Genomic DNA, 11,789 nt, shown 5'->3' with positions numbered 1-11,789 from the left:
CCAGCGTATAGATCTTCAACTACAACCAAAGTTGTAATGAATAGCGTTAGGAATAGGTTACGAAGTGTTGGGATTCCGTTAACTGGGATTTTTCAAAGGCTTCTCGGACTCATTGCTTTCACTCGCAGCGTTGCTATTGCCGCTTGGTTCAATGCCGACAGCCGACAAAAAACAGGAAATGTCGAAACCAGATGCCAGAGTTAAAGCCTTATGAGCGCCTAGCCATCGCTTATGCCGATAAGGACATTGCAGGCATGCTGGCATTATTGCTGATGCTGGACAGCAAACTGCTTGAAGTACTGCGTAAAGGGCAGGAGCCTTTGCTCGCGCAAATGCGGATTGTCTGGTGGCGGGAACAATTTGGTAAATCCGTCAGCGACAGAGCACGCGGCGAGCCTTTGTTGCAGCAATTGTCGGAAGCTGAGGCAAATAAGCCTGAACTGCGGATTGGTCATCATGCGACGCAATTGGCAGAGGGATGGGAAATATTGGCTGCAGCCGGCGATGATGCCGAACAGCAAGATTGGGAAACCCACTCGAGACTTCGCGCATCGGCCATATTCGGTGCCTATGCTGAGTGGCAGGATGCATCTGAACAGAACAAGCAAAAGGCAATCGAAAGCGGCTATGATTGGGCGACTTCCATATCGGGGCGGCGATACTCTCGTAAATTCGCACCGAGTGGAATGAAACCGTTGGACTTGCTGGCACTCGGCGCGCGACTGGACAACGAAACGTCAACATTGAAGCGAATAAGTGGGGCTAGTCGGCTTGCGCTTCTTGCCTTGACGGGCCTCTGAATTTTCGCACTATAGCTTTCACACAACAGGGTGGTGCCGGAGTGTAAGCCATGCGCAAGCTTTTGGCTGGGGCAGGTATTTCCCTTGTCGCTTCATCCTTGGGCTATTGGATGTGGCAAGTTTGGGCGACGCCCGATCCAATCATTCCGCTGCCACCACCCCAGGAACCAGCAGCGCTCGAACTGCCAGTCGCCGGGGCAGGTGCGCCCGCTTTTGGCGCACCACCGCCAGAGCCGCCTGCGGCCGCGAAGTTGAGCCGCGAAGAGGTTCGTTTCAATCGATATGATCGCAATAGGGACGAACTGGTTTCGCGCATTGAGATGATGTCGAGCCGGACCAAGGACTTCAAGAAGCTCGACAGGGACGGCAACAACTTGCTCTCATTCGAAGAATGGGCTGCTGCAACCGGCGAACGATTTGCCAGAGCCGATTCCAATCGGGACAGCTTGCTAACGCGAAAGGAATTCCTTTCGACGCGCCCCAAGCGCGTGGCGAAACCTAATTGTCGGTGCTGAGACCGTAGCTATCCATCCATGTCGCCAGGTCTTCGCGCGCGCGGTTGGTTAGAAAGGCCTTGCGTTCTTTCTTGTGCACCTTGCCTTCGGGCGGCGGGAAAAGGCCGAAATTTACGTTCATAGGTTGGTAGCTATCGGCTTCTGCCTCGCCGGTAATATGGTCGAGTAACGCGCCAAAAGCAGTCGACTGTGGCGGCGGCGCGATAGGCCGTCCTGCCAATTCATGCGCAGCCATGATCCCTGCCATCAAACCGACGGCGGAGCTTTCGACATAACCCTCGCATCCCGTAATCTGCCCCGCAAAGCGGATGTGCGGCGCTTTCTTCAACCGCAACTGTTGATCGAGCAGAATTGGCGAGCGGATGAAGGTGTTACGATGCAGCCCTCCCAACCGCGCGAATTCGGCCTTTTCGAGCCCGGGTATGGTTCGAAACAGTTCGACCTGCGCGGCATGCTTCATTTTGGTCTGGAACCCGACCATATTCCAAAGCGTGCCTTGCTTGTTGTCCTGTCGCAATTGGACGACGGCATAGGGCCAACGCCCGGTTCTCGGATTATCGAGCCCGACCGGCTTCATCGGGCCAAATCGCAGCGTTTCTACGCCGCGCTCAGCCATGACTTCGATCGGCATGCAGCCTTCGAAATAGGGCGTGTCCTTCTCCCATTCACGGAACTCTGCCTTGGGGGCATCAAGCAGACCTTGGTGAAAGGCCTGATACTGCTCTTTGTCCATCGGGCAGTTGATATAATCCTTGCCATCGCCTTTGTCCCAGCGGCTTGCATACCAGGCGACATCCATATCGATGCTGTCATGATAGACGATCGGCGCGATGGCATCAAAAAAGGCGAGGCTGTCTTGCCCCGTCGCGGCCAGGATTTTTTCCGCCAATGCCATTGCAGTGAGCGGCCCCGTCGAGACGATTGTCAGACCGTCAGAAGGAAGGGTGTCGATCCGTTCGCGGACAATTTCCAGATTGGGTAGTGCGGACAGCTGCCGGGTTACTTCGGCTGAAAACACATCGCGATCGACCGCAAGCGCCGATCCGGCGGGCACTTTGGCGACTTCAGCCGCACGCATGACGAGCGAGTCGAGCTTTCGCATTTCCTGGTGGAGCAGGCCGACTGCATTGTTATCGGCATCGTCGGAACGAAAGCTGTTCGAACAGACAAGTTCGGCGAGTCCATCGGTCTGGTGCGCAGGTGTCATGTCCCCGCTGCCGCGCATTTCCGACAGGCGCACCTTGAAGCCGCGCTTTGCCAATTGCCATGCCGCTTCGCTTCCGGCGAGACCGCCACCGATGATATGAACCTGATGCTTAGACATTGGCCGCGCCGCTAGCAAAAAAGCATGGCTTAGGACAGGCAAAAGCGGCATGTTCTTTGCCATGAGCTTTCGATGCAAGATTTCCGACAAACGCGTGATCGAACGTCCGGTATTGCTGGCCCCGCCCGCAAGCACACACAAATATGCGCGCGGCAGCGCCATTGTCTTCTCCGGGCCGCCGCTTCGCACAGGTGCATCGCGGCTTTCGGCACAGGCAGCGCTTACTGTTGGCGCCGGTCTTGTGACGATCGTTGGTGAGTATGAAGCGTTGAAGGAGCATGCCGCACAGGTAACCGCGATCATGCTGCGGGAAGTCGATCCCGATCTGGCCATAATTGATGATCGCGTCCGTTCGGCGCTTTTGGGGCCGGGCGCGGGTATTTCAACCCGAACAAAGGAAGCTGTATTGCGCCTTTTGCAGAAGGGCGTTCCGCTGGTGCTCGATGCCGATGCCTTGACCAGTTTTGAATTGCAGCCGTCTGAACTCTTCGGCGCATTGCATGATCAAGTGGTGTTGACGCCGCATGAAGGTGAATTTGCCCGACTGTTTCCGGTCATTGATCTTGCCGACCGATTTACCGCTGCCCGATTGGCTGCGGAACTGAGCGGGGCAGTTGTACTGCTCAAGGGCGCGGAAACAATTGTTGCTGCACCGGATGGACGGTTGGCGGTAAACACCTATGCGTCGCCCTGGCTGGCAACCGCAGGATCAGGAGATGTCCTCGCCGGATTGGTTTGCGGGCTGCTAGCGCAAGGCAGTTCCGCGTTTGAAGCAGCTTGTATTGCCGCATGGCTCCATGGCGACATAGGAATCAGGGGAGGGCCAGGATTGACGGCCGATGCAATGCCCGGTCTTATTCCGCTTGTATTGGCTGCCTGTCTCGACAAAGGGTAGGGGATGGCTCAAGACCTTGCACATAAACGCCCTTGGCTATTTGCCAGTCTGCTTTTCGGGCTGACCTATCCGATCAGTTGGCAGCTGGACATGCCGGAAATGCTTTCCATTGCATGGAAGATGGGCGGCGTCGGATTGCTGGTTGGTTATGCATTACGCCGCCACCATAGCGGCGAATTCCTGTTGCTTGCGGCGGTGATGGTATTTTGGGCGTTGGGTGACGGCCTGCTTGAGCTGGACATGATCTGGGGCGCAATTGCATTTGCGATCGGGCATGTCATTGCGATTACCCTGTTCTTGCGCCATCGCCGTGTCAATCCGGCGTTGAGCCAACTATTGCTGGCCATCGCGGTTTTCGTGCTGGCGCCCGATATCGCTTATTTTCTTCCAGCTGACAGGGCGTTCGGAATACAGGCTGCCATCTACACATTGTTCGTCGCCGGCATGGCGGGCAGCGCGTGGAACAGCAATTTCCCGCGATACCGCGTCGGATTGGGGGCGATGGCGTTTGTCGCCTCCGACCTTCTGATTTTCGCGCGGACGGGTGTTTTGGCGGAGGCGGGTTGGGTGTCTTACGCCATCTGGATCCTATATTATGGTGGCGTGTTGATGATTGCCACCGGTGTGGTCACGACTTTGGTCAAGCGCGGGCACTTCGCGGACGGATAGACCTATTCCCCGCCACCTGCCGGTGGAGCACTTGCACCGCGCAGCAGGGCTTCGATTTCCGGCAGTGGCCGGTCGGTCATTTCCTTTGTGATCTCGGATACTATTCGCTGTTCGACTTCCTTATGCCAATGACTGCGCAATTCGCCCATGGTCTTGGGGGGAGCAATAACCACGAGTTGTTCGAATTCATGGGCCAAGGCTCGCATGTTGATGATGTTGGTAGTCTCGGCCGCCCAGCGTTCTTCATCAAGCTGATGATAGTCAGGCTCCTCCATCGCCGGCCTGCCAAATCCCGCGCTCTGCCCCGTTAAGCCGGGTGCGTCGGTCTTTATTTCCCTGTCCTTGCGATCTTCGCGCATTTCGTGCCGTTCAGTCTGAAGTTCGATTCGATCACCGCTCCCCTTATTGCGAAGCATCAACATCTTGCGCCCGTCGGTTACGAGTATCAGGCAATTGTGCGGAAGGATCATGATCAACTCCTCTGTGTTCGGATCTGAGGAAACGCCCCTGCAATTTGGCAGTTCCAGCCGGAAATGCGCCGGAATTGCTGCCGCGTGAAACTTCCTGCGATTTGGTGCGTTTATGCAGCAGTTTTTGTTGCAGGAGCGCCCAAATGGCAGACGAAGAACATACTACTATCATCACCGAACCAAGCGATCGCGGAGGCGACGGATGGTTCATTGGCTTGGTTCTGCTGATCGGAATTATCCTGGCCGTGATCTTCTTTACCGGATCAATGGGAACCGAGCGTGCCAAAGATACGGCGATCACAGACGCCGCGCAAGATGTAGGCGCTGCCGCAGAAAAGGTTGGCAATGCGGCTGAAAAGGCCGTCGATAAGGTCGACGGCAAATAAGTATATACTCATCCCCGCTCAGCGGCGGGGATGAGGGATACCATCAAATATCAGTTTTCCGTTCCAGCTTCGACTGGTGCATCGACTGGCTCTTCGCCGTCGTCGCTCTCTTCGATCTTCGCGGCACTGACGACATGTTCGTTATCATCGACATTGAAGAGACGCACGCCGGCTGAGCCGCGACCGATGACACGCAAGCTATCAAGCGGCATCCGGATCAGCTTTGCCTGATCGGTAACAAGCATCAGCTGATCGCCTTTGGTCGCCGGGAAGCTGGCAACGACAGGGCCATTACGGCCGATATTGTCGATGTTGGTGATGCCTTGTCCGCCGCGACCCGTGCGGCGATATTCATACGCAGAGGACAGCTTACCATAGCCATTGGCACAAACGGTGAGGATGAATTGCTCTTTATCCTCCAGTTCCGCCATACGCTCGGCTGAGAGCGAGGGTTCGCCCTCCTTCTCCGGTTTCCAAGGAGCGAAGCGCAAATAGGCTTCGCGTTCCTCGGCTGTGGTTCCGACCCGGCGCAGGATGGACAGCGAAATGACCTGGTCGTCGCCAAGCAGCTTCATCGCGCGCACACCGGTTGATGAGCGGCTCTGGAATTCGCGAATGTCATCGGCGGCAAAGCGGATTGCCTTGCCGTTGCGGCTTGCGAGCAGGACATCGTCTTCAGGCGTGAGCAATTCGACCCCGATCAAGCGGTCGTCAGCATCCTCTCCTTCAAACTTCATCGCAATCTTGCCGTTCGATGGGATGTTGGCAAAGGCATCCATGCTGTTGCGGCGGGCATATCCTTTCGCGGTGGCAAAGACGACACTGAGCCCACCCCATTCGGCTTCATCCTCCGGAAGGGTAAGGACGTTCGAAATGGTCTCCCCTTCCGCCAGCGGAAGCAGGTTGACCATGGGCCGACCTCGCGTAGACGGTCCACCTTCGGGCAGGCGCCACACCTTGAGGCGATAGACCTTGCCGATATTCGAGAAGAACAGCACCGGAGTATGCGTGCTCGTCACGAACAATTCGGTAACGGCATCTTCTTCCTTCGTCGCCATTCCAGCGCGGCCCTTGCCGCCGCGATTCTGCGCGCGGAAGGTGGCGAGCGCGGTACGCTTGATATATCCGCCATGGGTGACGGTAACGACCATTTCCTCACGTTCCATGAGGTCTTCATCGTCAATGCCATCCCAGCTAGGTGCGATTTCACAAAGACGCGGTGTGGAAAATTCGCGATCGATCGCTTCTAACTCTTCGCGCATCACACCGTAGAGCTTTACCCGGTCACCGAGGATAGCGAGATATTCCTCGATCTGGATCGAGAGTTGTTTGAGTTCGTCACCAATTTCATCCCGACCAAGCGCCGTCAGGCGATGCAGACGAAGATCGAGTATGGCGCGAACCTGGATATCCGACAGGCGATACGTATCACCTTCGATCTCGGTTTCGATGGCTTCGACCAAGCGGATATAAGGTGCGATTTCGGCGACCGGCCACTCACGCGAACTCAGTGCTGCGCGCGCCTCGATAGGAGAAGCCGAACCCCGGATGATCTTTACCACCTCGTCAAGATTGGTCACCGCAACCACGAGGCCAAGCAAGATGTGCGCGCGATCGCGCGCCTTGTTCAGTTCGAACTTGGTGCGGCGGGTGATCACTTCCTCGCGGAATTTGACGAAGCTCTCAATGATGTCGCGCAGGTTGAGCACTTCCGGACGCCCGCCGCGAATGGCGAGCATGTTGGCCGGGAAGTTGGATTGCGCCGGAGTGTGTCGCCATAATTGGTTTAGGACGACTTCAGGCGTCGCATCGCGTTTCAGTTCAATGACGACGCGAACGCCCTTGCGGCTGGATTCGTCTCGAATGTCCGAAACGCCTTCGATCCGCTTATCCTTGGCGGCTTCGGCAATTTTCTCGACCAAGCCAGATTTACCGACCTGATAGGGAATTGAGGTGAGCACGATTGAACGCCGGTCACCGCGCCCCTCTTCAATCTCATGCCTGGCGCGCATCACGATTGAACCGCGGCCTTCACGATAAGCCGATTTTGCCCCTGACTGTCCAAGAATGAGCGGTGCGGTTGGGAAATCGGGCGCAGGGATGATCTCAATAAGTTCATCGACGGTTATGGCCGGATTTTCGATATAGGCCAGGCAGGCCCTAATCACCTCACCGAGGTTGTGCGGCGGGATGTTGGTGGCCATGCCGACGGCAATCCCGCCTGCACCGTTAACAAGCAGATTGGGGAAGCGGGCAGGGAGGACCTGTGGTTCATCCCGGCTGCCGTCATAATTGGGCTGGAAATCGACCGTGTCCTTGTCGAGATCGTCGAGCAGCGAATTGGCGACCTTGGCAAGACGCGCTTCGGTATATCGCATCGAAGCCGGCGGATCGGGATCCATCGAACCGAAGTTACCTTGGCCGTCGATCAGCGGAACGCGCAGCGACCAATCTTGGGTCATACGAGCAAGTGCATCGTATATCGCGCTGTCGCCGTGCGGGTGATAGTTACCCATCACGTCACCAACGATCTTGGCTGATTTACGATAGGGGCGCCCGGCGACGAAACCGCCTTCCTGACTCGCGAACAGGATACGGCGATGTACCGGCTTCAAACCGTCGCGCACATCGGGAAGTGCACGCGCGACAATCACCGACATGGCATAGTCGAGATAGCTCGACTTCATCTCATCGACAATGTCTACCGGGGTAATATCGGTGGGTTCGATCGGTTCGATCTCTTCGCTCACGTCCGCAAAAATCCTTGTATTTTTCTGTAATTGGGCACCCTAGACGAGCGCCATCAAAATAGCCACCCAAGCACCCTTCAAAGTCGCCTTTTTCACCAGTTTATCCACAGATTCAAAGGCTGCCCAACGCTGTTTGACGCCATTCAACCACAATTCATCTGCACGCCGCTATCCCGATTGCGAAATGGCGGTTAGGCGCGTAAGGGTGGCGGCAAATTCAGGGCCGCCTTTTGTGCGATTGGCTGGTCTGTTTGTTAAGTGGAGAGTCGAATGAATCGCATTACTAAGTTCGCCGCAGCACTTGCTCTTGGCTCATTTGTGGCCGTTCCTGCGGCCTATGCTGCCAAAGACGATAAGAAAAAGGCCGAAGCGGAAAAGCCCGTTAAGCGCAATTTTTCCAAGGAATTCCAAAAAGCCTATGGCCCTGCCGTAGCCGCTTTTATTCAGAAGAAGGATCCGGTTGCTGCAGCGGCATTGTTCCCAACGGTTGAAGCCGCAATCCTCAACCCTGATGATCGCTATGAGGCGGGTGTGTTTGCTTTCAATCTGGGATCGCAAATGAAAGACGTTGCACTGCAGCGCAAGGGTGTGAATCTGATCGTTGATAGCGGCGTTGCCCCGGCAAATTTGAAGCCGGCTTATACATTCCAGCAGGCGCTCTATATCTATAACGACAAAGATTATGCGACTGCCGCCACCAAGATGCTCGAGGCCTATAATCTTGGCTTCCGCGGCAGCAATATCGAGGTGCAGATTTCCAACGCCTACCGTCTTCAGAACAATTATCCGGAAGCGATCAATTGGTTGGGCAAGGCTGTAGAGGCTACCAAGGCTGCCGGTGGTAAGCCCGAAACGCAGTGGTTCGCCCAGGCGCTGAATTACGCAACTCGTTCGAAGAATAACGAGCAGATCCTGCACTGGGGCAAGGAAATGATCAAACATGATCCGCGCCCTGAAACCTATCACGACGCCCTGTTCCAGTTTCAGCGGATTGCCGATCTGGACAATCTGGAATCGCTCTCGGTGCTGCGTCTTGCACGCCTGAACAAGGCGCTGATGTTTGAACATGAATTCAAACAATATGTCGAATATGCCGATGCCCGTCGCTATCCGGCAGAAGTTGCAGCGGTTCTCGACGAAGGTTTCGCCAAAGGAACCATTTCCAAGAACAACCTGACCTTCTCGGAAATCTATAGCAGCGCGCAAAAGCTGATCCCAGAACTATCGGGAACATGGGCCCAGGACGAAAAGGCGGCCCTTGCTGCGCCGAAAGGCTTCACAGCAATGCTTACCGGCGATGCCCTGCTGTCTTTTGGCCAATATGCCCGCGCCAAGGCAATGTATGAAGCCGCGCTTGCAAAGGGCGGCATTATCGATCGTGAAGGCGTAGACCAGACCGACCGTGCCTTGACCAACCTCGGTATTGCACAAACCCACCTTAAGGATTGGGCCGGTGCCAAGGCCACCTTTGCCAAGATTTCGGGCGCAAAGCGCAAGGCCATTGCAGAATATTGGTTGATCTACATCGACCAGCAAATGGCTGCACCTGCTCCCGCAGCATAAGCTGACGACATAGGAAAAATCGAAAGGCCTGCGCTGATGCGCGGGCCTTTTTAGTTTTCGATCGGCACGCCGGGCTGGTCTTTGGCGGTACGGATCGTCAGCGAAGTCTTGACGCTTGAAACATTGGGCGCAGCCGTCAGTTGCGATGTCAGGAATTCCTGGAAAGACTGCAGGTCATGCGCGACGATTTTCAGGATGAAGTCGATTTCACCGTTAAGCATATGGCATTCGCGCACATTGGGCAGCGAACGGACATGATCCTCAAAGGCGCGCAAATCAGCCTCGGCCTGGCTTTTCAGACTGACCATGGCAAAGACCATGATCGAATAGCCCAAGGCCGCCGGATCGATTTCGGCATGGTAGCCCTTAATGGCTCCTGATTGTTCCAAAGTCCGCATCCGGCGCAAACAGGGCGGCGCTGTCAGCCCTACCTTGCTTGCCAGTTCGACATTTGTGATCCGTCCATTTTCCTGAAGTTCGGCGAGAAGCTTCAGATCAATCGCATCGAAACTGATTGCTGCCATATTATGTTATTTCCCTAATCCGATTGCAGCTAACCATAAAATATTATTATCCGCAATTGCAATTGTTCCAAAGCCGGACAGCAGAAATTGTCAACGCTGTGGATAACCGGTGTCCCATAGTGTGACGCCCAGAAATTGCGGCTTTTGCGAGGGTGAAGTGGCGGCTAACGATAGCTTTTCACCAAACCGGTTTCTTAGAGAAGACGATAGTTGCGCGTAGACGACCGCCTTGCCACTGCTTTGCAGAACCTGGATTTGTCGCAAGGCGGTGCGCAGGTCGGACAATGGCGGCAATTAATTGATTTGCTCGCACAAAACCCTCGGGATTTCGATGGTGAACTGGTGGCGCGCGGCTTGGTGAACGCGCACATGCTTTCGCAAAAGATTTTGCCAGAAGAGCGTCTTGCAGGCGTCAAGGCACTGGCCGGAAGGATCCGTTCAGCGCCATTGATTCAGTTGCTTGCCGGCGATGCTCCGGAAATTGCGGCCGCTGCAATCTATGGCGCTGATCTTTCAGATACCGAATGGAGCGAACTTGTTCCCGAGTTGCCGGTTCGTGCGCGCGGGTTCCTGCGTAATCGCTCCGATCTCGGCTTCAAGACAAAACGGGCGTTGGAAACCTGGGCTGGTGCCGACTTCCGTATTCACGGAACGGTGGAGCCCGCGGTTGCAGCACCGCAGGTAAAGGCGCCTTCAGGGGAAATAGGCGCAATCGTCCGCAGGATCGAACAGTGGCGCAAAGATCGCGAGTCTGGAGACTCCCCGCGTCTGCCTCTGGGCGATGAGTTCGCAGACCATGAGGTCGACAAGCCAAACGAAATCAATTTCGAAACCGACGACAATGGAACGATTGTCTGGGTTCAGGGCGTCCCTCGGGGCGCAATTGTCGGCGTCGATATCGCACAAGCGGCTTACGATGATGGGCCTGGACCAGATGCATATGGCGCGGCTGCTTTCCGCCAGCGCATGCCGCTCGAGAATGCCCGTATGCGCCTTCGCGGCAGCCCGGCCGTGGATGGCCATTGGCGTGTCAACGCAGCACCATTTTTTGACCAGCTGACGGGTCGTTTCCGGGGCTATCGCGGCATATTGCGGCGCCCGACGATTAGCGAAATGCCCGAGGCAGGCGCTGCCCATGATGAGCAACGCCGCCTGCAGGGTGAAAGCATGCAGCAGGTAGTGCACGAGTTGCGCACGCCTTTGGGGGCCATCGCTGGGTTTGCGGAAATCATCGAGCAGCAATTATTTGGCCCGGTCTCCGACGAATACCGACAATTGGCGAGCGCCATCCTCGCAGACGCGCATCGACTGCTAGCCGGATTTGAGGATTTGAGCGTTGCGGCACGGTTGGATGCCGGCAACTTCGAAGTCGAAGAGGGCGTTACCGAGTGCCGCTGGCTAGCCAATCGATTGGCTGAACGTCTTCATGCAATCAGCGAAGACAATCATATCAACTTGAACCTGGCAATTGCTGATCCGGTTCGTCCCTACGCTATCGACCGGTCGCTTGCAGAACGCATTTTTTCGCGTCTGCTGTCTGCGGTCATCATGGGTTGTTCCGAAGGCGAAAGTTTGAACGGACGTTTCCGAACCGAACCCGGCGTATCAGCGACAAACCTGTTCCAGCTCGAGTTGCCGACGCGTTTGAAGAAATGCAGCGACGCGCAATTGTTCGGAACTGATCCTTCAGAATCGGAACTAGAAACCAATCCCGATATTGCATCGCCTTTGCTCGGACTTGGTTTTTCGCTAAGGCTTGTCCGAAACTTGGCGCGCAAGGCCGGGGGCGATTTACGCTTTCAAAAGGAAAGCTTGATACTGAAAATTCCTGCCGTCCAGGACGGTGACATGGATTACAGCGATACCGGGGGCGACTAGTTATGGGACAGAAGG

At 55.8% G+C, this 11,789-nt stretch carries 11 protein-coding genes; 7 read left to right on the top strand and 4 right to left on the bottom strand.

The window, feature by feature from the left end; translation table 11 throughout:
- Positions 1 to 191: 191 nt before the first annotated feature.
- Both ACFSAG_RS05395 and ACFSAG_RS05390 read left to right on the top strand, forming a co-directional pair.
- A complete protein-coding gene (locus tag ACFSAG_RS05395; protein ID WP_381512179.1) occupies positions 192 to 800 on the top strand; it encodes a hypothetical protein in 609 nt (202 codons plus the stop codon).
- 50 nt (positions 801 to 850) lie between these two features.
- Positions 851 to 1,315, top strand: coding sequence for an EF-hand domain-containing protein (locus ACFSAG_RS05390; protein WP_381512177.1), 465 nt, complete (start codon positions 851 to 853; stop codon positions 1,313 to 1,315).
- Here ACFSAG_RS05390 and trmFO read toward each other — a convergent pair.
- The gene (gene trmFO / locus ACFSAG_RS05385) at positions 1,299 to 2,639 is read right to left on the bottom strand and encodes a methylenetetrahydrofolate--tRNA-(uracil(54)-C(5))-methyltransferase (FADH(2)-oxidizing) TrmFO (RefSeq protein WP_381512175.1); all 1,341 of its coding nucleotides are present in this window, start codon (positions 2,637 to 2,639) and stop codon (positions 1,299 to 1,301) included. The genes ACFSAG_RS05390 and trmFO overlap by 17 nt on opposite strands.
- 61 nt (positions 2,640 to 2,700) lie before the next feature.
- On the opposite strand from trmFO, the gene ACFSAG_RS05380 reads away from it, so the two are divergent.
- Both ACFSAG_RS05380 and ACFSAG_RS05375 read left to right on the top strand, forming a co-directional pair.
- On the top strand, positions 2,701 to 3,534 hold the full coding sequence (locus ACFSAG_RS05380; protein WP_381512172.1) for an NAD(P)H-hydrate dehydratase: 834 nt from the start codon (positions 2,701 to 2,703) through the stop codon (positions 3,532 to 3,534).
- Positions 3,535 to 3,537: 3 nt separating this feature from the next.
- A complete protein-coding gene (locus tag ACFSAG_RS05375) occupies positions 3,538 to 4,203 on the top strand; it encodes a lysoplasmalogenase family protein (protein WP_381512169.1) in 666 nt (221 codons plus the stop codon).
- Between the two features lie 2 nt (positions 4,204 to 4,205).
- Here the strand turns inward: ACFSAG_RS05375 and ACFSAG_RS05370 are convergent, their stop codons facing one another.
- Positions 4,206 to 4,673, bottom strand: coding sequence for a host attachment family protein (locus tag ACFSAG_RS05370; protein WP_381512166.1), 468 nt, complete (start codon positions 4,671 to 4,673; stop codon positions 4,206 to 4,208).
- A 143-nt stretch (positions 4,674 to 4,816) separates the two neighbouring features.
- On the opposite strand from ACFSAG_RS05370, the gene ACFSAG_RS05365 reads away from it, so the two are divergent.
- Positions 4,817 to 5,059 carry a hypothetical protein gene (locus ACFSAG_RS05365; RefSeq protein ID WP_381512164.1) on the top strand — a complete coding sequence of 81 codons (243 nt, stop codon included), beginning with the start codon at positions 4,817 to 4,819 and terminating at the stop codon, positions 5,057 to 5,059.
- Between the two features lie 50 nt (positions 5,060 to 5,109).
- Here the strand turns inward: ACFSAG_RS05365 and gyrA are convergent, their stop codons facing one another.
- Positions 5,110 to 7,809 carry a DNA gyrase subunit A gene (gene gyrA / locus ACFSAG_RS05360; RefSeq protein WP_381512161.1) on the bottom strand — a complete coding sequence of 900 codons (2,700 nt, stop codon included), beginning with the start codon at positions 7,807 to 7,809 and terminating at the stop codon, positions 5,110 to 5,112.
- Positions 7,810 to 8,079: 270 nt separating this feature from the next.
- Between gyrA and ACFSAG_RS05355 the strand changes: the two genes are divergently transcribed.
- Positions 8,080 to 9,372: a hypothetical protein gene (locus ACFSAG_RS05355; RefSeq protein WP_381512158.1), complete on the top strand. Its 1,293-nt coding sequence runs from the start codon at positions 8,080 to 8,082 to the stop codon at positions 9,370 to 9,372.
- A 50-nt stretch (positions 9,373 to 9,422) separates the two neighbouring features.
- Here the strand turns inward: ACFSAG_RS05355 and ACFSAG_RS05350 are convergent, their stop codons facing one another.
- Positions 9,423 to 9,896 (bottom strand): Lrp/AsnC family transcriptional regulator, encoded by a 474-nt coding sequence (locus tag ACFSAG_RS05350; RefSeq protein WP_374611148.1) that lies wholly within the window; start codon positions 9,894 to 9,896, stop codon positions 9,423 to 9,425.
- A 240-nt stretch (positions 9,897 to 10,136) separates the two neighbouring features.
- Between ACFSAG_RS05350 and ACFSAG_RS05345 the strand changes: the two genes are divergently transcribed.
- Complete coding sequence (locus tag ACFSAG_RS05345; RefSeq protein WP_381512154.1) at positions 10,137 to 11,774, top strand: histidine kinase dimerization/phospho-acceptor domain-containing protein; 1,638 nt, start codon at positions 10,137 to 10,139, stop codon at positions 11,772 to 11,774.
- The last annotated feature ends 15 nt before the right edge of the window (positions 11,775 to 11,789 follow it).

The sequence above is a fragment of the Sphingorhabdus buctiana genome, assembly GCF_042680825.1.
GTDB lineage: Bacteria > Pseudomonadota > Alphaproteobacteria > Sphingomonadales > Sphingomonadaceae > Sphingorhabdus_B > Sphingorhabdus_B buctiana.
This window is presented reverse-complemented; position numbering and strand designations above follow the sequence as displayed.

Excerpts from the sequence above, each read along its gene's own strand:
- ACFSAG_RS05380 (WP_381512172.1), top strand. The coding sequence starts at position 2,701 with ATGAGCTTTCGATGCAAGATTTCCGACAAACGCGTGATCGAACGTCCG.
- ACFSAG_RS05395 (WP_381512179.1), top strand. The coding sequence starts at position 192 with ATGCCAGAGTTAAAGCCTTATGAGCGCCTAGCCATCGCTTATGCCGAT.
- ACFSAG_RS05365 (WP_381512164.1), top strand. The coding sequence starts at position 4,817 with ATGGCAGACGAAGAACATACTACTATCATCACCGAACCAAGCGATCGC.
- trmFO (WP_381512175.1), bottom strand. The coding sequence starts at position 2,639 with ATGTCTAAGCATCAGGTTCATATCATCGGTGGCGGTCTCGCCGGAAGC.
- ACFSAG_RS05375 (WP_381512169.1), top strand. The coding sequence starts at position 3,538 with ATGGCTCAAGACCTTGCACATAAACGCCCTTGGCTATTTGCCAGTCTG.
- ACFSAG_RS05350 (WP_374611148.1), bottom strand. The coding sequence starts at position 9,896 with ATGGCAGCAATCAGTTTCGATGCGATTGATCTGAAGCTTCTCGCCGAA.
- ACFSAG_RS05390 (WP_381512177.1), top strand. The coding sequence starts at position 851 with ATGCGCAAGCTTTTGGCTGGGGCAGGTATTTCCCTTGTCGCTTCATCC.
- ACFSAG_RS05370 (WP_381512166.1), bottom strand. The coding sequence starts at position 4,673 with ATGATCCTTCCGCACAATTGCCTGATACTCGTAACCGACGGGCGCAAG.
- ACFSAG_RS05355 (WP_381512158.1), top strand. The coding sequence starts at position 8,080 with ATGAATCGCATTACTAAGTTCGCCGCAGCACTTGCTCTTGGCTCATTT.